The organism is Brevundimonas sp. NPDC046655, assembly GCF_044901625.1.
Classification (GTDB): domain Bacteria; phylum Pseudomonadota; class Alphaproteobacteria; order Caulobacterales; family Caulobacteraceae; genus Brevundimonas.
In genome coordinates, this window is sequence record NZ_JBJDPV010000004.1 from 178,473 (window position 1) to 197,640 (window position 19,168).

General features: G+C 70.0%; 19 protein-coding genes. 8 read left to right on the plus strand and 11 right to left on the minus strand.

What is annotated here, in order from left to right; all coding sequences use genetic code 11:
- The first annotated feature begins 89 nt into the window (after nucleotides 1–89).
- From ACI2KI_RS12575 to ACI2KI_RS12585, 3 genes are read left to right on the plus strand one after another with little or no spacing between them, the layout of a single operon-like run.
- Nucleotides 90–839 (plus strand): dienelactone hydrolase family protein, encoded by a 750-nt coding sequence (locus tag ACI2KI_RS12575; protein WP_404620532.1) that lies wholly within the window; start codon nucleotides 90–92, stop codon nucleotides 837–839.
- Nucleotides 840–896: 57 nt separating this feature from the next.
- Nucleotides 897–1,385: an Rrf2 family transcriptional regulator gene (locus tag ACI2KI_RS12580; RefSeq protein ID WP_404620534.1), complete on the plus strand. Its 489-nt coding sequence runs from the start codon at nucleotides 897–899 to the stop codon at nucleotides 1,383–1,385.
- Entirely contained in the window at nucleotides 1,354–2,277 is a 924-nt protein-coding gene (locus tag ACI2KI_RS12585; RefSeq protein ID WP_404620536.1) for an NAD(P)/FAD-dependent oxidoreductase, read from the plus strand. The genes ACI2KI_RS12580 and ACI2KI_RS12585 overlap by 32 nt, the downstream gene beginning before the upstream one ends.
- A 4-nt stretch (nucleotides 2,278–2,281) precedes the next feature.
- On the opposite strand, the gene ACI2KI_RS12590 is transcribed toward ACI2KI_RS12585, so the two are convergent.
- The 9 genes from ACI2KI_RS12590 to ACI2KI_RS12630 all read right to left on the minus strand — a co-directional run bounded on the left by ACI2KI_RS12590 (nucleotide 2,282) and on the right by ACI2KI_RS12630 (nucleotide 14,993).
- The gene (locus tag ACI2KI_RS12590) at nucleotides 2,282–2,746 is read right to left on the minus strand and encodes an OsmC family protein (RefSeq protein WP_404620538.1); all 465 of its coding nucleotides are present in this window, start codon (nucleotides 2,744–2,746) and stop codon (nucleotides 2,282–2,284) included.
- A gap of 11 nt (nucleotides 2,747–2,757) precedes the next feature.
- Nucleotides 2,758–3,465: a GNAT family N-acetyltransferase gene (locus ACI2KI_RS12595; protein WP_404620540.1), complete on the minus strand. Its 708-nt coding sequence runs from the start codon at nucleotides 3,463–3,465 to the stop codon at nucleotides 2,758–2,760.
- Nucleotides 3,466–3,536: 71 nt separating this feature from the next.
- Nucleotides 3,537–4,574: a tryptophan--tRNA ligase gene (gene trpS, locus ACI2KI_RS12600; protein ID WP_404620542.1), complete on the minus strand. Its 1,038-nt coding sequence runs from the start codon at nucleotides 4,572–4,574 to the stop codon at nucleotides 3,537–3,539.
- 962 nt (nucleotides 4,575–5,536) lie between these two features.
- A complete protein-coding gene (gene murJ / locus ACI2KI_RS12605) occupies nucleotides 5,537–7,228 on the minus strand; it encodes a murein biosynthesis integral membrane protein MurJ (protein WP_404620544.1) in 1,692 nt (563 codons plus the stop codon).
- Between the two features lie 31 nt (nucleotides 7,229–7,259).
- Nucleotides 7,260–9,950, minus strand: a complete 2,691-nt coding sequence (gene glnD / locus ACI2KI_RS12610; protein WP_404620546.1) for a [protein-PII] uridylyltransferase — start codon at nucleotides 9,948–9,950, stop codon at nucleotides 7,260–7,262.
- The gene (gene mutS / locus ACI2KI_RS12615; protein WP_404620548.1) at nucleotides 9,947–12,643 is read right to left on the minus strand and encodes a DNA mismatch repair protein MutS; all 2,697 of its coding nucleotides are present in this window, start codon (nucleotides 12,641–12,643) and stop codon (nucleotides 9,947–9,949) included. Before mutS ends, glnD begins: the two co-directional genes overlap by 4 nt.
- Nucleotides 12,644–12,737: 94 nt before the next feature.
- Entirely contained in the window at nucleotides 12,738–13,637 is a 900-nt protein-coding gene (locus tag ACI2KI_RS12620) for an aldo/keto reductase (protein WP_292084974.1), read from the minus strand.
- Nucleotides 13,638–13,707: 70 nt separating this feature from the next.
- Nucleotides 13,708–14,340 (minus strand): maleylacetoacetate isomerase, encoded by a 633-nt coding sequence (gene maiA, locus ACI2KI_RS12625; RefSeq protein WP_404620550.1) that lies wholly within the window; start codon nucleotides 14,338–14,340, stop codon nucleotides 13,708–13,710.
- On the minus strand, nucleotides 14,337–14,993 hold the full coding sequence (locus ACI2KI_RS12630) for a fumarylacetoacetate hydrolase family protein (RefSeq protein ID WP_404620552.1): 657 nt from the start codon (nucleotides 14,991–14,993) through the stop codon (nucleotides 14,337–14,339). The genes maiA and ACI2KI_RS12630 overlap by 4 nt, the downstream gene beginning before the upstream one ends.
- A gap of 159 nt (nucleotides 14,994–15,152) precedes the next feature.
- On the opposite strand from ACI2KI_RS12630, the gene ACI2KI_RS12635 reads away from it, so the two are divergent.
- From ACI2KI_RS12635 to ACI2KI_RS12645, 3 genes are all read left to right on the plus strand, one after another.
- Nucleotides 15,153–15,497, plus strand: coding sequence for a YqjD family protein (locus ACI2KI_RS12635; RefSeq protein WP_292084970.1), 345 nt, complete (start codon nucleotides 15,153–15,155; stop codon nucleotides 15,495–15,497).
- Nucleotides 15,497–15,889 carry a phage holin family protein gene (locus ACI2KI_RS12640; protein ID WP_404620554.1) on the plus strand — a complete coding sequence of 131 codons (393 nt, stop codon included), beginning with the start codon at nucleotides 15,497–15,499 and terminating at the stop codon, nucleotides 15,887–15,889. The genes ACI2KI_RS12635 and ACI2KI_RS12640 overlap by 1 nt, the downstream gene beginning before the upstream one ends.
- Nucleotides 15,890–15,995: 106 nt before the next feature.
- Nucleotides 15,996–16,172 carry a DUF1328 domain-containing protein gene (locus tag ACI2KI_RS12645; protein ID WP_200165181.1) on the plus strand — a complete coding sequence of 59 codons (177 nt, stop codon included), beginning with the start codon at nucleotides 15,996–15,998 and terminating at the stop codon, nucleotides 16,170–16,172.
- Nucleotides 16,173–16,237: 65 nt separating this feature from the next.
- Here ACI2KI_RS12645 and ACI2KI_RS12650 read toward each other — a convergent pair whose 3' ends face one another.
- Both ACI2KI_RS12650 and ACI2KI_RS12655 read right to left on the minus strand, forming a co-directional pair.
- A complete protein-coding gene (locus tag ACI2KI_RS12650) occupies nucleotides 16,238–17,089 on the minus strand; it encodes a metallophosphoesterase family protein (protein WP_404620557.1) in 852 nt (283 codons plus the stop codon).
- Complete coding sequence (locus ACI2KI_RS12655) at nucleotides 17,089–18,033, minus strand: diacylglycerol/lipid kinase family protein (protein ID WP_404620559.1); 945 nt, start codon at nucleotides 18,031–18,033, stop codon at nucleotides 17,089–17,091. Before ACI2KI_RS12655 ends, ACI2KI_RS12650 begins: the two co-directional genes overlap by 1 nt.
- A gap of 154 nt (nucleotides 18,034–18,187) precedes the next feature.
- Between ACI2KI_RS12655 and ACI2KI_RS12660 the strand changes: the two genes are divergently transcribed.
- A complete protein-coding gene (locus ACI2KI_RS12660) occupies nucleotides 18,188–18,541 on the plus strand; it encodes a YMGG-like glycine zipper-containing protein (RefSeq protein ID WP_404620561.1) in 354 nt (117 codons plus the stop codon).
- Nucleotides 18,542–18,667: 126 nt separating this feature from the next.
- Nucleotides 18,668–19,126: an OmpA family protein gene (locus tag ACI2KI_RS12665; protein WP_404620563.1), complete on the plus strand. Its 459-nt coding sequence runs from the start codon at nucleotides 18,668–18,670 to the stop codon at nucleotides 19,124–19,126.
- Nucleotides 19,127–19,168: the final 42 nt, after the last annotated feature.

Sequence of the window (19,168 nt, forward strand, 5' to 3'; positions counted from 1 at the left end):
TAGATATATCGAACTGACGCAGATATATATCGATATATCGAAACTGCAAGACCCCTTTCTTCGAAATCGCGAACCTCTAAGCTGGACTGATGGATACGCTCGACGCCCGCTGGGCCATGCTGGAACCGCACACGACCGTGGTCGGGCCCGACGACGACCGGCCGCGCCCGGCGGTGCTGCTGTTCCACGGCTGCGGCGGCCTGCGCGACCACCTGCCGCGCTACGCCGAGGCCGCCAAGGCGGCGGGCTGGCGCGCCTTCATCGTCGATTCCTACGGCCCGAGGGGCTGGAACCGCGCCTTCACCCTGACCACGGTCTGCACCGGCCTGGTGCTGCGCGGCTATGAGCGGGCGGGCGATCTGCTGGCCGCCATCAAGGGGATTTCACAACGGCCCGACGTCGATCCCGACATGCTGTCGCTGGCGGGCTGGAGCCACGGCGGCTGGTCGATCATGGAGATGATGAGCGAAGACCCGCAACCGGGCCGCATGGGCGTGGCCGATCCCGGCGACTGCGACCTGTCGGGGGTCAAGGCGGTCTGGCTGGCCTACCCCTATGTCGGCTTCTGGGCCTTCAACCGGATGAAGCCGTGGCGGCACTGCCCGCGCGTCCTGGCCATGACGGCCAAACGCGACCACCTGACCACGGTCTCGAACGCCGAACGGGTCAACGCCATGATCCGCGACTGCGGCTCCGAGGTCGAAAGCTGGGTCGCCGACGGCACCCACGCCTTCGACGAACCGACCAGCAACGGCCCGATGCGCCACCACCCCGAGCTGACGCTGGAGGCCCTGCGCCGCTTCACCGCCTTCCTCAAGGACGTGGCGCCCGACGCTTGAAAACAAATTCCGCCGCCTGTCTTGACGCGCGACGCATCACGTAACAATTGAAGTTACATGAAACGCGACTCCCGCCTGTCCAACATCCTCCACGCCCTGCTGCACATGGCCGAGCACGAACAGCGTCATGGCCAACCCATGACCTCGGACATGCTGGCCGCCTGCCTGTCGACCAATCCCGTCGTCGTCCGCCGCACCATGGCGGGCCTGCGCCACCAGGGGCTGGTCGTCTCGGAAAAGGGACATGGCGGCGGCTGGCGGCTGGCCCGACCGCTGGACGGCGTCACCCTGGGTCAGGTCCACGCCGCGCTCGGCGAACCCGGCCTGCTGCCCGAGACCCCGCCGGTCGAGGCCGAGGGCTGCCTGATCGAGGCCGCCGTCAACGAGGCCCTGTCCGACACCTACGCCGCCGCCCGCGCCCTGCTGGCCGCCCGGCTGGACTCCATCACCCTGGCCGATCTGGCGGCGGACTTCTCGCGCCGGCTGGCCGCCCACCCCAAGAGAGACCTTCTACATGCGCACCAGCGAAAATCCGATGCCCCATGACGCCGTCGTCATCGGCGGCTCCTACGCCGGTCTGTCCGCCGCCCTGCAACTGGTGCGGGCGCGCCGCCGGGTTCTGGTCATCGACGACGCCCGGCCGAGAAACCGCTTCGCCGCCCGCGCCCACGGCGTCCTGAGCAACGACGGCCGTCCGGGGACCGAGATCGCCGCCGCCGCCCGCGCCCAGGTCGCGGCCTATCCCACCGCCGCCTTCCGCATGGCCGAGGCGGTGGACGTCGAACGCATCGGCGGCGGCTTCGCGGTCGCCTTCGCGGACGGCACGTGCACCAGGGGCCGCCGCCTGATCCTGGCCCACGGGGTCGAGGACGTCCTGCCCGACCTTCCGGGCGTGAAGGAACGCTGGGGCCGAACCGCCCTGCACTGCCCCTGGTGCCACGGCTATGAGATCGGCGGCGGACCGATCGGCGTCCTCGGGCGCGGCGACCATGCGGTCCAGTATGCGATGATCGTCGCCGAATGGGGCCAGGCGGTTCTGTTCATCGACCCGGCGCGGCTGGGTGAAGACGACGCCCGCCTGCTGGCCCGCCGCGGCGTCACGATCGAGCCCACGCCCCTCGAGCGGCTGGAGGGCGAAGCCCCCACCCTGACCGGCGCGCGGCTGGCGGACGGCCGTTTCATACCCCTGAAGGCCATTTTCGTCGGCGCCCAGGTGCGTCAGGCCAACGGCTTCGCCGAACGTCTGGGCTGCGAGATGACCGACAGCCCCATGGGCCGCATCGTCAAGGTGGACGCCCAGCAGCAGACCAGTCAGCCAGGCGTCTTCGCCGCCGGCGATCTGGCGCGGCCGGCGGGCAATATCACCCTGGCGACGACGGACGGCATGACCGCCGCCCACGCCGCCTTCCGCTCCCTGATCGAGGAGGAGACGGCCTGAGCCTTCAGCCGATGCGGGCCGTGACGGTGATCTCGGACCGCACCGAATGGGCCATGTCGCAATGCTCGTGCGCGGCGTGGTGCAGGGCGTCCAGTTCGGCCTGATCGGGCTGGCGGCCGGTGAAGGTCGTCACCGGGTTGAGGGCGACGCGGGCCAGATAGCGCTTGCCCGCCTCGTTTTTGTCCAGCTCGCCCGAGGCCTCGTCCAGATAGCGGTCGACCACCAGACCGGCGTTGGCGGCGAAGGCCAGGAACCACAGCATGTGGCAGCTGGACAGGGAGGCGATCATGGCCTCCTCCGGGTCCACGCCCGCCGGGTCCGACATCGGAACCGGCACGCCCGCCGGCGACGAAGACCCCGGCACCACGGCCCCGCCGTCGAAACGCCAGACATGGGCGCGGCTGTATCGCTTGTCGACGAAGGCCTGCTCGCCCCGCGTCCATTCCACCGTTGCGCCGTGACCGCTCATGCTCGCCTCCTTCAGACCTCGCCCAGCGAACTATAGGTCATGCGCGCCCGCGTCTGAAATCCCAGACCGCGATAGAAGGCGATGGTCGTCTCATGGTCGGCGAAGGCGTGCAGGAAGGCCGTCTCTCCCGTCGCCAGAATTTCACTGACCACGGCACGGGACAGGGCGGCGGCATAGCCCATGCCGCGATGATCCGGGTGGGTGCAGACCCCGCTCAGCTCGGTGAAGCCGTCGACGCGCAGCCGCCGTCCGGCCATGGCGACCAGTTCGCCGTCTCGCTTGATGCCGACGAAGGGACCCAGTTCGCGCGTCCTGGAGCGGAAGGGGCCGGGCCGTGTCAGGGTCGCCAGCGCCAGCATGGCGGGGGCGTCCGCCTCGCCCAGTTCCTCGATCACGCCGTCCAGCGGCGCGGTCGGCCCGACCGGAGTCAGGGCCGTGGCCGTCATCTGCACCAGGGCGACCTGGGCCGCGATGGGCACGCCCTCGGGCAGGACCCCGGCCATCGGTCCGTCCTCGCGTTCGACCAGTCCCGCGCCGCGATAGCGCCGGGCCAGGACGCCGAGCGCCTCGCGGCTGGCCGCGCTGTCGTCCGCCGCCGCCAGAAAGACGCCGACCTCGGGATCGAGGCGCACGGCCAAGGCCCCGGAATCGGGCGTCGTGAAGCGGGACAGGCGCGTCGTCAGGGCATTGAAGACAGCGCGATCGAGAGGATGGGTCATGGCCGATGATCTAGGCGCGAAGGCCCCGCCGCGAAACCCGCCGCGAGGCCGTCATGTCCGAAAACGGCCGATCAACCCTGCCAGAAGCCGACGATCTTCTTGACCTCGTCCACCACCGGCTGGGCCACCTCACGGGCGCGTTCGGCGCCGACGGCCAGGGCGCGGTCGATCTCGGCCGGGTCGGCCATCAGACGGCGCATCTCGGCCGTGACCGGGGCCATGGAGGTGACGGCCAGCTCGGCCAGCTTCGGCTTGAACGCGCCGAAGCCCTGACCGCCGAACTCGGCCAGAACGGCCTCGCGCGTCGTGTCCGACAGGGCGGCGTAGATGGCCACTAGGTTCTTGGCCTCGGGCCGACCGTCCAGACCCTCGACGGTGTCGGGCAGGACATCCATGTCCGACTTGGCCTTCTTGATCTTGGCTGCGATGGTGTCGGCGTCGTCGGTCAGGTTGATGCGCGACAGGTCCGACGGATCGGACTTCGACATCTTGGCCGAACCGTCGCGCAGGCTCATGACCCGCGTGCCCGGTCCCTGGATCAGGGGTTCCGGCTGCGGGAAGAAGCCCGGCACGCCGAAGTCGTTGTTGAACTTGGCGGCGATGTCGCGGGTCAGCTCCAGATGCTGTTTCTGGTCCTCGCCGACCGGCACCTCGGTCGCCTTGTAGAGCAGGATGTCCGCCGCCTGCAGCACCGGATAGGTGTAGAGGCCGACGCTGGAGCGTTCCTTGTGCTTGCCCGACTTCTCCTTGAACTGGGTCATCCGGTCCAGCCAGCCAAGGCGGGCGACGCAGTTGAAGATCCAGGCCAGTTCGGCATGGGCCGGCACCGCCGACTGCGGGAAGATGGTCGCCTTGGCCGGGTCGAGGCCCGCCGCCAGATAGGCCGCCGCGATCTCGCGCGTCTGGGCCGTCAGCTTCTCGGGCTCCTGCCAGACGGTGATGGCGTGCATGTCGGCGACGAAGACGAACAGGGGCGCGCCCGTTTCCTGCAACTCGGTGAAGCGCTTCAGGGCGCCCAGATAGTTGCCCAGGTGCAGGGCGCCGGAGGCCTGAATGCCGGACAGGATGCGGCGCGGACCGGTGTAGGGGGCCGGGGTCTGGTCAGTCATGGGAGGGTTCTCGGAACTCGAAGAGGCTGGATTCGGCGCACGCGCAAGCGTGCGGGGTCGTGCGGTGAACAGTCAGCCGCGCCATCGCCGGGCGACGAAGATGTATCCCGAATGAGCCATGCCTTCGCGCTTATCGCCTCAAGGCGCGAAGGGCAAGGCGAGAGCGGCCCGGTGCAACCGTTGACCGGGCTGGACGAGCTCGCATAGCGTCGATCCATGAAGAATGCTCACGCCTACGCCGCGCTGATCCTCACGACAGCCTTCTTGGCCAGTTGCGCGACGCGGCCGCCCGCGGCCCAGAAGCCCTATATAGTCCAGTTGTCCGTCAGCTACAGTGAGGCCGCTTGCGACTGGAGCCTGATGCAGGACTTGAACATCAGGCCAACGGGCAGCGGTCCCTTGGGCGGCGCCTGGTGGCCACATGTTGTGCCGGTAGCCCGAAAATCCTGGCGCACTCAAGAGGCTCCTCTTATGGCCTTCGGCGCAACCGCAGGGTCGTTGATATTCAAAGCAGGCGAGACTGTCTGCCTCCCGCTCTACAAGCGCGCCGTAGTGAGGCAGGAAGGCGTCCTCCCGCCGGTTCTCGGCCTCTCATTGACACCCGATGGTGCGCACACTCGCGTACTCGGCCAGAGCTTCCACCCTGGCCTGGCGGGGGTGAGCATCATGATCCACCCATACAAGCCCCGAGGCGACTTCCCGCCCCAGAGGCTGGATCTCCAGTTCCACGACGGCCAAGCCGAGGGGCACCTCCCGCCCCTTCCGCTCGGTCAATCGGCTTTGATCACAGTCGTCGCCACGATGGCCGATGGCGAGACTCAAACGGACAGGGCTGTGGACGTGCTCGTGCAGGGAGGCCTCCGGCCTCAATCTATCGAGCGCGAAGGATCACGCCTCGTCGCCCGGCCGTGGTGATGACGCCAGCTCGATAGGCGTCGCCGCGGCCCTGACCTGCCGACCGGCTACCGCGCCTTGCGGATCAGGCCCTTGATCTCGGCGACGGTGACCGCGCGGGTCATGAAGGCCAGGACCACATAGGTCAGACCGCCCGCCGCCACGACGGCCAGCAGGGTCAGCTCCTTCGCGCCGTGATCCGAGCCGATCGCGCCCAGCAGGGCCTCGATCGGGCCCTGCAGCATCGGCCGCGCCCAGGAGGCGAGGCCGACGACCAGGCCCAGACCGATGCTGGCCAGAAGGATGCGCGCCAGCCGCGAGGCCGCCACCGGGCTGGGCCGGTAATGGCCGCGCCGCCACAGGGTCGCGCCGAGCAGGAGGGCGTTGGTCCAGGCCGCCGCGCTGACCGCCGCAGCGATGCCGGAAATCCCCATGCCCAGGTTGAACAGGCCGATGGCCAGGGCGGCGTTGACCGCCACCGAGACCAGGGCGAAGGCCATGGGCCGGCGCGTATCGCCGCGCGCGAAGAAGGCGGGGGCCAGGATGCGGATCAGGACGAAGGCCGGCACGCCCCAGCCGAACTGGAACAGGGCCTGGGCCGTGTTGACGGCGTCCACCTGCAGGAAGGCGCCGCGCGTGAACAGGGCGTCGATCAGGAAGTAGGGCATGGCCAACAGCGCCGCCGCCGCCGGCAGGGTCAGGGCCATGGACAGGGCCAGGGCCTCGTCCATCGAGGCCTGCTGCTGGCCATGATCCTTGGACGCCACCGCCGCCGACAGCTTGGGCAGCAGGGCGATGCCGATGGCCACCCCGACCAGGCCGAGCGGCAGCTGATACAGCCGGTCCGCCGTGGCCAGCCAGGTTCGTCCGCCCGCGACGAAGCTGGAAAGGTTGCCCGAAATGAAAACGTTGATCTGGGTCGCCGAATTGCCGATGGCGGCGGGAATGGCGGTGATAATGATGGCCTTCACCGCCGGGGTCAGCCTGGGCATGGTCAGGCGGATATTGGCGCCCGCCTTGCGCGCCGCCCACCAGCACAGGCCCGCCTGGGCCACGCCCGCCACGGCTACGCCCCACGACGCGGCGTAGGCGGCGCCCACCTGATCGCCCTGGGCCGGAATGACGGCGGCCAGCATGATCAGGTTCAGCAGGATGGGATAGGCGCCCGAGACGATGAAGCGCCCGCGCGCGTTCAGCACCCCGCTGAGCAGCGAGGCGATGGCCATGCAGGGCAGATAGGGCATGGTGATCTGGGTCAGGATCACCGCCAGCTTGAAGCGCGCGGGATCGTCGAGGAAGCCGATGTTGATGACCGTCATCAGCCACGGCATCGTCAGCTGGGCGACGATGGTCAGGACCACGGTGACGGCGGCCACGGCGGCCAGGGCGTCGGTGGCGACCTGATCGGCTGTGGCCTCGCCCTCGGTCTTCAGCGTCTTGGCGTAGGCCGGCACGAAGGCGGCGGCGAAGGCCCCTTCGGCGAAGATGCGGCGGAACAGGTTGGGGAAGTTCAAGGCGGTGTTGTAGGCGTCCGCCGCCGGTCCCGCCGAGGCCCCCAGCGCCGCCGAAATGACCACGTCGCGCGCAAACCCGGCCAGGCGGCTCAGCAGGGTCATGGCGCTGAAGATGGCCGAGGAGCGCATGACGCCGCCCCCCTTCACCGTCGTCGAGGCGGCGGGCGGCTGAATGACAGGCTCCACCGTGGCGTTGGCGGCCGAGATAGGCGCGGCCGGTTCGATGGGATCGGTCTTGTCGTTCACGGCTGGTCTCTATGCTCGCCCGACAAACGCCTTAGCGCGCCCGCGACCCGCTGGATACGGGCTTGCGTCCGATCTCGCCCTCCAGATCCGAGACGTCGCGCACGCTGGCCCGCACCGGCGTGATGCGCCGCCCCGCCGGACCTTGCGGCGCCCGGTCCAGAACCTCCAGCAGGCCGGCCTTCAAGCCCTCCAGCCGCCCCGCGTCGGTCGGCTTCGCCCCGTCGGCGTCGGTGATGTAGAAGCCGTCCACCGCCCGCTCGCCGAAGCTGGCGATATGGGCCGACCGGGTCGAATAGCCATGGGCCGAGATGGTCCGCGCCAGGTCGGCCAGCAGGCCGGGCCGGTCGGCGCCCGAGACCTCGACCACCACGGCGCTGGTCCCCGCCTCCATGTCGATGCGCACCACCGGGCGGACCTCGAACACGGCGCGACGGGCGCTGACGCGCGGCGTCTCGACCGCCGAGGCCCGCGCCCCCTTCTGCGCCGCCCGCTCCAGGGCCTTGACCAGAATGGCCAGACGACGTGGCTCGCGCCGGCCATAGGCCTCGCCCGCCCCGTCCTGGATTTCGAAGACGTCCAGGGCCGCGCCGTCCTCGGCGGTGGCCAGACGCGCCCCGACCACGTCGGCCCCGGCCAGGGCCAGGGTCGCGGCCAGGTCGGCGAACAGGCCGGGCCGGTCCAGCGCCGCCACCGCCACGCGGGCCGTGGATTCCAGCGGCCCCTCGGCGGGCAGGGCCTCGACCGCCGCCCCCTCGCGCCGCGCCCGCTCGACCAGGGCCGGATGGTCGACCAGCGGGTCCTCGCGCGTCACGGCGTCGCCGCGGAACAGGGCCTCGGTCGCCTCGAACAGGGCGCGCATCAGCTGACCCTTCCAGCCGTTCCACACCCCCGGCCCCACGGCGCGGATATCGGCCACGGTCAGGACCATCAGCATCCTCAGACGCTCCGGGTCGCCCACAGCCTCGGCGAAGGCCCGCACGGTCGAGGGGTCGGAGACGTCGCGCTTCTGCGCATAGTCGCTCATCAGCAAATGATGGCGCACCAGCCAGACCACCAGCTCGATCCGGCGCGGGTCGACGCCCAGCCGCTCGCAGGCCCGACGCGCGGCGATGGCGCCATCCTCCAGCTGGCCCCGATCGCCGCCCTTGCCCACGTCGTGCAGCAGCATGGCCAGCATCAGGGCCTCAATGTCGGCGATGCGGTGGATGATGGCGGTCGAGGCCGGGTGATCCGCCTCCAGCTTGCCGCGCGCGATGTCGTTGATGATCCCCACGGCCTGCAACGTGTGCTCGTCCACCGTATAGGCGTGATACATGTTGAACTGGGTCTGGCCGACGATCCGCCCCCATTCGGGGAGGAAACGGCCCAACAGCCCCGTCTCATTCATGATCGACAGGACGCGATAGGGCCTCTGCCCATGCGCCAGCACCGTCAGGAAGGCCTCGGCCGCGCGCGGGTCGCGCCGCAGCGCCGGGGTCACCAGAGACAGGGCCCGGATCACGGCGGCGAAGGCGTCGGGATGCAGGTCCAGATCCAGCCGGTCGGCCTCGACGAACAGCAGCAGCAGCCGCACAGGATCATGAGCGAAGACCGAGCCGCTGGTCACCGTCAGGCGCCCGCCCTCGACGGCCAGACCGTCGAAGGCCAGCTTGGCCCGGCGTCGGGGGATCAGCCGCGACAGGCCGCGGGCCAGGCCTTGCGCCTTCTTCTGCTGGCGCGCCTCCAGCTGGGCCGAGACGGCGCGGGTCAGGGCGCCGACCTCGCGCGCCACCTGGAAATAGCGGCGCATGAACCGCTCGACCGCCAGTTCGTCGCCGCGCCCGCGCCAGCCCATGCGCCGGGCGATCTCGGGCTGGAAATCGAAGGTCAGTTTCTCCTCGGCCCGCCCCGCCGCCAGATGCAGATGGATGCGCACGCTCCACAGAAAGCCGATGGCCTCGCGGAAGCTGCGGAGCTCGCGCGCGCTGAGCAGGCCCTCCAGCGCCGCCTGCCCGCGTTCGCTGTCCGGCGCCAGCGAACGGGCGATCCAGAACAGGGTGTTCAGGTCGCGCAAGCCGCCCTTGCCGTCCTTGATATTGGGCTCGACGCGATAGCGCACCGCACCGGTCTTCTGCAGACGAACGTCGCGCTCCTCCATCTTGGCGGCGATGAAGGGGCGGGGATCGGCCTTGGCGACCTCGGCGCGGAACCGCCGCAAAAGGTTGGCGCCGAGAGCGGCGTCCCCCGCCAGCACCCTGGCCTCGAGAAGGGTGGTGCGCACCGTCATGTCGCTGCGCGCCAGGTCCAGGGTCTCGCCGACCGAGCGCGAGGCCGAACCGACCTTCAGCCCCAGATCCCACAGGACATAGTGGACAAACTCGATCACCGCCTCGGCGCGAGCGCTGGCTATCTGGCCGGGCCGCAGGAACAGCAGGTCGAGATCGGAAAAGGGCGCCAGGACGCCCCGCCCGTAGCCGCCGACCGCCAGCAGGCTGAGGCGATCCTGCGGCGCCGGATGCAGGACCTCAGTCGCGACCCGCCACAGATTGATCAGCATGACATCGGCGGCGGCGGCGTAGAGGCGCGCCGCCTCGGCCCCGTCGATCCCGCCCTCCAGCCGCCGGGCGACGCGGGCGCGGTCGATGGCGAAACTCTCGCGCAACAAGGCCGTCACAGCGACGCGGGCGTCGGGGCCCGAGGCGGCCTGAACCAGACGCGGATCCAGGACCGCCGCGCCGGTCACGAGCGCGCCAGCCCCTTCAGCCGATAGAGCGCCTCCAGCGCCTCGCGCGGGGTCAGCTCATCGGGATCGATGGCCGCGACCGCCTCGTCCAGCGCCGAGCTGATCGGCGCCGACGCAGGCTCGGCCACGGCGGCGAACAAGGGCAGGTCGTCCAGACGCGCCGCCGCCGCCTTTTCGCTCTCCAGCCGCTCCAGCACCTCGCGGGCGCGGCCGACCACGGCCGTCGGCACGCCGGCCAGCTTGGCCACCTGCACGCCGTAGGAGCGGTCCGCCGCGCCGGGCGCCGCCTCGTGCAGGAAGACCAGGTCGCCGTTCCACTCGCGCGCCTTCATCGACAGGTTGCAGACGTGGTCCAGCCTTTCCTCCAGCCGCGCCAGCTCATGATAGTGGGTGGCGAACAGGGTGCGGGCGCGATTGGTCTCGTGCAGGGCCTCGGCGGTGGCCCAGGCGATGGCCAGGCCGTCATAGGTAGCGGTGCCGCGTCCGATCTCGTCCAGCACGACAAAGCTGTGCGGCGTGGCTTGCGTCAGGATGGCGGCGGTCTCGACCATCTCCATCATGAAGGTGGAGCGGCCGCGGGCCAGATCGTCGCCGGCGCCGACCCGGCTGAACAGCCGGTCCACCACGCCCAGCCGCATGGCCAGCGCCGGGACAAAGGCCCCGGCCTGGGCCAGGACCACCAGCAGGGCGTTCTGGCGCAGGAAGGTCGACTTGCCGGCCATGTTCGGCCCGGTGACGATCGACAGGCGCGAGGCCCCGGCGCCGTCGCCGGCCAGGCGGCAGTTGTTCGGGGTATAGGGGTCGCCCTGGGCCGTCACCGCCGCCTCGACCACCGGGTGACGCCCGGCCTCGACATCGAAGCAGAGACTGTCATCGACCACGGGGCGGACGGCGCCGACCTCCTCGGCCCATTCGGCGAGGGCGGCGTGGGCGTCCAGCTCGGCCAGGGCCTCGGCCACGCCCTGCAACGGCCCTGCCAGCCGCGCCACTTCGCGCCGCCAGGCCTCGAAGGTCTCGCCTTCCATGGCCAGGGCGCGGTGCCCGGCCTGGCTGATCCTGGCGTCCAGTTCCGACAATTCGACCGTGGTGAAGCGGACCTGATTGGCCAGGGTCTGACGGTGGATGAAGGGACTGTCGGGACCGGCGCGCAGCAGGTTTTCCGCCGCCTTGGCCGAGGCCTCGAGGAAGTAGCCCAGCACGGCGTTGTGGCGCACCTTGAACGCCACGCCGCTCTCGGCCACGGCGCGGGCCTCCAGATCGGCGACCACGCGGCGGCTGTCGTCGCGCAGGGTGCGGGCGGCGTCCAGTTCGGGCCGGTGGCCGGGGTTTACGAAGCCGCCGTCGCGCGCCAGATGCGGCGGCTCCTCCATCAGGCCGTCGACCAGATCGGCCAGCAGGTGCGACAGCTCGGCGTCCAGCGTCAGCCGGTCGAGGCAGGCCAGAACCCGTGCGGGCGGCCCCGCCAGAGGATCATGGGTCGAGGCGGCGAACAGGCCGGCCAGAGCCTGCGCCGTCGTCAGGCCCGAACGGATCGCCGCCAGGTCGCGCGGCCCGCCGCGCCCCAAGGCCAGACGCGAGGTGGCCCGCGCCACGTCGGCCGACGAGCGCAAGCCGTCCCTCAGATCGCGCCGCAGGTCGCGTCGCTCCAGCAGCCACTCCACCGCGTCCAGTCCGGCGTTGATCGCCGCCGGATCGCGCAGGGGTCGCGACACGCGTTCGGCCAGGGCCCGCGCCCCGCCCGAGGTGACGCTGCGGTCGATGCAGTGCAGCAGGGAGCCATCCCGCTCGCCGCGCTGGGTGCGGTCGATCTCGAGGCTGAGGCGCGTCGCCGGATCGATGGCCAGAAAACCGCTTTCGCCCGAGCGGCGCGGCGGGGCCAGGGCGGGGATCTTGCCGGCCTGGGTCGTCTCCAGATAGGCGGCGATCAGGCCGAGCGCCGAAACCTCGGCCTCCTCGAAGGCCCCGAAACCGTCCAGCGCCGAGACGCCATAGAGGCGCTGCACCCGATCGCGTGCCCCGACCGGCTCGGCCAGAGCCTGCGGCATGGCCTGAACCACGCCGCCGGAACCGTCCAGCGCCCCCTTCAAGCCCTCGTCAGAAAACAGGCGGTCGGGCACCAGCACTTCGGACGGTCGAAACGCCGCCAGCGCCGCGCCCAGATCGCTCAGGTCGCAGGCCACCGAGTCCACCGCCCCGGCGGACAGCTCGACCACGGCCACCGCCGCGCGCCCCTTGCGGATCGCCACGGCGGCCAGACGGTTGGCGCCGCGCGCGTCCAGCAGGCTGTCCTCGGTCAGGGTGCCGGGCGTCACCACCCGCACCACGCCGCGATGCACCACCGCCTTGGAGCCGCGCTTCTTGGCCTCGGCCGGGTTCTCCAGCTGCTCGCAGATGGCGACCTTGAAGCCCATGCGGATCAGCCGCGCCAGATAGCCGTCCAACGCATGGACCGGCACCCCGGCCATGGGAATGTCCTCGCCCTGATGCTTGCCGCGCTTGGTCAGGGTGATGCCCAACGCCGCCGCCGCCTTCACCGCGTCGTCGAAGAACAGCTCGTAGAAGTCGCCCATGCGGAAGAAGAGGATGGCGTCCGGCTGATCGGCCTTGGCCGCCAGGAATTGCGCCATGACCGGCGTCGTGCCGGCGTCGGGCTTCAGATCGACTTGCGGGGGATGGGACAGGGGCGCGTTCATACGCCGCGCAGGGTGACGGATCGGCGCCCCCGCCTCAAGCAGGATCGGCGGCGGTCATGCACAGGGCGGCGATGAAAACCGCCGCAGCTGTGGATCAGGCGGCGTTGCTGACGTGCAGGCGCAGGCGTGAGGCGACGGCGGCGGGGGCCTCGTCCAGGGCCAGGGCGTCCCAGTCGATGTCGGGCTTGGCCGCGTGCGAGGCGGCGACGATGGCGCGCAGCTCGGCGGCCGAGGCCACGCTGGCGATCACCGAGGCCACGCCGGGCAGGTTCAGGGCATAGGCCAGGGCCGCCTGCATCGGATCGACCCGCGCCTCGGCCAGGCGCCGACGCGTGCGTGACAGGGCCATGCCGTGGGCCGCCAGTTCAGGCGGCAGGCTCTCGCGATTGGCGAACAGCAGGCCCTGGGCGAAGACCGAGGCCAGATGCACCTCGACGCCCTGAGCGGCCAGGGTCTCGATGACCCCGCCGCGCGCGGCGCGTTGATCCAGAATATTGCAGGCGACCTGCACCACGTCGGGCTGGAAGCGGCGGGCGATCAGGGCCGGACCGTCCTCGACGGTGGCGACGAAGCCGATCTTGCGGAAGACGCCGCGTTCCTTGAGCGCCTGCAGCCGAGCCCACAGGGCGCGGCCCTCGGCCCCGGCCAGATCGGAGGCGTTCTGCACCAGAACGGCGTCGCCGCGCGGCAGACCCATGCGCTCCAGCGAGCGGCGGGCGCGGGCCTCGACCCGGTCCAGACCGTCGGCCAGGGGCACGGTGCGCACGGTGACGCGGAAGGGGGAAGGGAAGGGCCAGGCCTGACCCAGAAGGCGCTCGACGTCGCCTTCGGGCCGGGTCGCCACCAGACCGACGCCCGCGTCGCCCGCCGTCTGCAGCAGATGGCGCATGGCGTCCTCCCGCTGGCCGGGCGGCAGCGGTCGGGACCGTTCGGGCTCTGTCACCACCGCGATGGCGAGCCGGTCGGCCGGAGAGGGCGGAAGGGCGAATCTCACGACGCTGATCTTCAGCGCCAAAGCTTAAGGGAGATTGACCGAAATCAAGGCTGTTGGTGAACGAACAGGCTTAATCCGCGTCCGGTTGATTGTCCGGATGCGCCGCAATGAAGGCCGGATGGACTTCGGCCCGCATCTCGATCTCCAGCAGATGCGGAAACGCCGTCAGATCCACGTTGAACCGGCGCGCCGAATAGATCTGCGGAATCAGGTAGCAGTCGGCCAGGCTCGGCGCCCCGCCGAAGCACCAGCCCTCGCCATGACGCACCACCTGGGCCTCCAGCGCCGCGAAGCCGTCGAGAATCCAGCGCCCGGCCCAGGCGTCCACCCCCGTCTGATCGGCGCCCAGCTCGCGCACCGCCTTCAGCACCCGCAGATTGTTCAGCGGATGGATATCGCAGCCGATCAGGGCCGCCATGGCCCGCACCAGGGCGCGGTCGGCGGCGTTCGACGGCAGCAGGGCCGGGGTCGGATGGGTTTCCTCCAGCCACTCCAGAATGGCCGGGCTCTGGGTCAGAACCTGGCCGTCGCCGGTCTCCAGCGCCGGAACAAGACCCTGCGGGTTCATGACGAGGTAGGAGTCGGATTTCTGCGCCCCCGTCCGCAGATCGACCGGCGCCGTCTGATAGGCCAGCCCCTTGAGACTGAGGGCGATACGGGTGCGATAGCTGGTGCCCGAGCGCCAGTAGCCGTGCAGGATCATGATTTCACCGTGAAGCGAAGCGCGGCCAGACCGTCGATACGCGCCTCGACCCGGTCGCCGGGAACCAGAGGTCCGACGCCCTCGGGCGTGCCGGTGAAGATCAGGTCGCCGGGTTGCAACGACCACAGCTCCGAGGCCTTGGCCAGGATGCCCGCCGGATCCCAGATCATGTCCGACAGACGGCCCGTCTGGCGCGTCTCGCCGTTGACCTTCAGTTCAATCACCGCGTCGGCCTCGGGCAGGGCGCCCAGCGTCAGGGCGCCGCAGGGCGCCGACTGGTCGAAGGCCTTGCCCGCCTCCCAGGGTCGTCCCTTGGCCTTGGCTTCCGATTGCAGATCGCGCCGCGTCAGATCGACGCCGACGGCCCAGCCCGCGATGGTCCCGCCTTCACCGACGGCGACGACCAGCTCGACCTCGTGGTGCAGGTTGGCGGTGGCCGAGGGATAGGCCGGATCGGCACCGTCGACGACCAGGGCGTCGGCGGGCTTGGCGAAGAAGAAGGGCGCGGGCTTGTTCGGGTCCGCCCCCATTTCACGGGCGTGGGCGGCGTAGTTCTGACCGACGCACAGGATGCGCCGGACGGGAAAACGTCGCGGTTCGCCGACGATCGGAAGCGAGGGCGTGGGCGCGGGCGGGAACAGCCATTGGGTCATGGCGTTGGTTCTAGAACGACGGTTCGAACGACGCCAGAAGGCGGCTTGCGCGACGGACAGGGTCTTGCTGCAGTGCAGGAACCTTGGTCGTCGGTGTGGCGTTCGGGGCGGGGGTTCTCTATTTAATCGTCAAGCTTACACAGAAGCGGAGCGCGCATCATGGCCACGACCAAGGCTCGGGAAGACATCAAGAACGATCTCAAGACCCTCAAGGAGGATCTGAAGACCGGCGCGCGCGAGGAAACGCAGCGCCTGAAGGAAAAGGCCGCCGCCGCCGAGGCCCGCCTGCGCGAGCAGGGCGACGAGCTGCGCGAGAAGGCCCGCGGCTACTATGACGACGCCCGCGTGCGCGGCCGGGAGTATTACGACGAAGCCGCCGAGCGCTTCGAGGAAGCCCAGCGCTATGTCGTCGAACGCGTGCAGGAGCGTCCGGTGCAGTCGACCGCCATCGCCCTCGGCGTCGGCTTCGTCCTGGGCCTGCTCATCGCCGGTCGTCGCCGCTGATGATCGGGCGGGGGCTGATCAACCGCGCGGTGGCGACCTTTGTCGCCGCCGGCGCGGGCTTCGTGGCCATGGTCGCCCTGGGCGCCACGGTCTATTATCTGCTGGCGCTGGTCGTCGTGCCTCTGGCGGCGGCGGCCATCACAGCGGCTCTGTTCGCGGTCGTCGCCCTGATCATCGCCCTGGTCTTCGTGCGCCGCGCACAGGGCGAGGACGATGAAGAGGAACAGGAGCCCGAGAGTCTGGGCGTGCGCGCCTTCCACCTGTTCCAGGAACGACCCATTCTGGGCGTAGCCGCGGCCTTGGCCGGCGGCTTCATCTTCCTGCGGAACCCGGCCCTGGCCACCATGGTGGCGGCGGCCTTTACTGAAAAAAGCCGGCCGCGGCGCCGATAAAAGATCGGAACGGCCAAGCCTCCGAGGCGTTGTTAAGTCAGGCGGAACGGTCGACGGGAGGGGTCGATGGTTTTGCTCTCTTCAACACTGTTTCGGAGGGTCGTCCATGCTTCGCTGGGCCATCATTTTCTTCATCATCGCCCTGGTCGCTGCTGTTCTCGGCTTCGGCGGAATCTCGGGCATGTCGTTCGAGATCGCCAAATTCATCGCCATCATCGCCGTGATCCTGTTCGTGGTCTCGCTGGTGGTGGGCGGCATGCGCGGACGCGGCCCGCGCATCTGACGTCGCGTTTCACGTGAAAAAACAAAAGGCCCCGACGATCCGTCGGGGCCTTTTCGTATCTGTTCTCAAAGAGCGGCGGCTTCCATTTCGCCAGGCGTCGCCGGATCGGGCGCGGTCTCGACCCGACGCGTGTCCTGACGGCGCGGCAGACGCCAGGTCTGATGATCCTCGAACCGTTTGCCGGTCCAGACCACAGCCGTGACCACGATCTCCTTCGCGTCCCACTCGATCCGGTTGAAGCTGGGCGGCGCTCCGCGCTCGCGATGCGACAGGGTCCCGCAACCGATGGCGTAGGAACAGCGATCCGACAGATCGATGCCGAGAGCGAACGGCACATGGACATGGCCCGTGGCGATCAGGTCCACCCCCGCCTCGGCGAAGATCAGCGCCGCCTTGTCGCCGCGCTTGACCTCACCCGTCATCGGCGCGCCGATCATCTCGATCAGGGGATGGTGGCAGGCGAGGATCCGCAGCGCCCCGATCGGCGCGTGGCGCAAGGCCTCGGCCGCCCGACGCGTCTGGTCCAGGTCGATGACGCCCTTGGACCAGTTGGGCCGGGCCTGCCAGCCGCGCGCCGTGGTCACGCCGCGCACCATCAGATCAGGACTCTTGAACTCATGATCATGGGCCGGATGGCCGGTCGCCTTCTCGAACGCTCGCCACGGCCAGAACAACCGCGCCATCACGTCCCAGTAGGGCACGTCGTGATTGCCCACGGTGACGAAGACCGGCTGGGGCATGGCCCGCACCCAGTCGCCCGCCGCCGCGAACTCGGCCGGCAGCCCGCGCTGGGTGATGTCCCCGGTGATCAGGACCAGGTCGTGGGGCGTGGCGTGCGCATACTCCAGGGCGGCGGCGACGGCGTGTTGATGCTCGCAACCAAAATGCACGTCCGAGAACTGCAGCACCCGCCCCATCAGACGCTGTCCTCGGCCGCCGGGGGTCGGGGCGCCAGGGCCATGAAGGCTCGCGGCAGGAAGCTGATGCTGGCGTCGCGGCCCAGCAGCATGGGTTCGCCGTCGATCACCGCCGGAATCTTCGAACGCGCCGCAACGCTGATCCGGCGCGCCGGCTGGGTCGTTACGTTGGGATCATGGCGCCAGTCGTCGAACAGGGCTCGCGCCGCCAGGCCGAAAGCCTGGGCCGCGTCGGAGGTGGTCATCGCCGCCGCCTCCAGCCCCACCGGCTCGTCCATGGCCTTGGAAATCATCGGGCTGATCAGAACCAGGGCCTCGGCCCGACGCCGGGCGCCCCCGTCAAGGCTGAAACGGATATGGCCGCTGAAGGCGCGCTTCAGCGCCCGACGCCCGTGCATCCAGGCCTGTTTCAGCTTGCCGGTCCGGATCGCCTCGCGCGCGGGCGCCCACAGGGCCGGCGCCCCCAGAATGGCCGCACAGTAAAAGGCCTCGCCCTCCACCACCCCGCCGGAGACCGCCAGGGGGGCGCCCTCCTCCAGCGCGCGTCGCAGGGCCAGCTTCCAGTCGCCCGTGCCGTATAGCGCCTTGGGCAGCATGTTCATCGTCCCGCCCGGCAGGGGCGCCACCAGCGGCCCCTTGGCCCCGGCCCGCGTCGCCACCGAGCGCGCCGTGCCGTCTCCGGCCAGGACGAACAGGACGTCGGGTCGGGCCTCCAGCGCCGCGGCGATCTGGTCAGGGATCCGGGCGCCTTCCAGAACGACCACGGTCGCCTCGAAATCATAGACCGACAGAATAGCCTCGGCTTCGTCCGCGGCTTGCGGTCCGACCCCGCCGGACAGGGGATTGACCAGTATGGTCACCCTCTTCATCGGGACATGAGGCGTAAGACGGGGCGTCTCGGGCGCATCTAGCGGCGCGCCCGTTTCAGAGGAAACGTCGATCATGGTCGGCGAACGCCTCGTTTCCCGGCACGGTTCCGCCAAACCGCGGGCGGCGAACAAAATAATGTGAAGCTTGTCGCCGTCGCCCCGGAACCGCCCCGTTTCACCTGCGTTCTTCAGGCTTCAGGGGAGCCCCCTTGGCATGAAGGACAGATCCATGAACAAGGCGATCATCGCCATCGCCATCGCCGGCGCCGGCCTCCTGGTCACCGCCTGCGCCAGCGACCCGTATTACGGCGGCGGCAGCAACGAAACCGTGCGTCAAGGCGCGATCGGAGCCGGCATCGGCGCCGTCGCCGGCGCCATCATCGGCAACAACGTCGGCGGCGGCAATGCGGCCACCGGCGCGGCCATCGGCGCCCTCGCCGGCGGCGCGGCCGGCGCCATCCGCGGCTCCAGCCAGGACCGCAACAACCAGCAGCGCTATCGCGACAACCAAGGCCGTTATTACTACTGCTACGATAACCGCCAGACCGAGTGCTATTGGGAAAACGGCCAGCGTCGCTACTAAGACGACACTGGCGCCCGACGGCTTTTCGGGTCAGGTTCAAGGGGCGGTCCGTTGGTGCGGGCCGCCCTTTTTGCTGACGTGAAATGTGCGCGCCCGGGGCTGGGCGCCTTGTCGAGGGGCTGAATGATGAAACCGATCCTCCCGATCATCGCGGCGGGACTGACCCTGGTGCTGCTGGCGGGCTGTTCCACGCCCGGCGTCTTCAAGAAGCGCAGCGATCTGGTCAGCAATCCCGCCGCCTGCGGCGCCAAGCGGTTCGAAGTCTATTTCGATCAGGACCAGGCCCGTCTCACCACCGCCGCACGCGAGGCCATCAGCCTGACGGCCACCCAGCTTCAGGGCTGCGACGTGACCAAGGTCCAGGTTCTGGGTCTGGCCGACGCCCGCACCGGCACCCCCGCCTCCAACCAGTCGCTGTCGGAGCGCCGCGCCCGTTCGGTGGCCGAGGCCCTGGCCGTCGCCGGCCTGCCCGCCCCCGCCTTCGAGATCGCCGCCGTCGGCGCCGAGGGCGCGGTGGTCAACGGCGTCAACGACCCCCTGCGCCGCCGCACCGAGGTGCTGATCCAGGCCCAGCCGCGGCGCTAGGCGTCCAGGGCTTTCGCGAGGCTGCGTCAGCGCGTCCCTCTT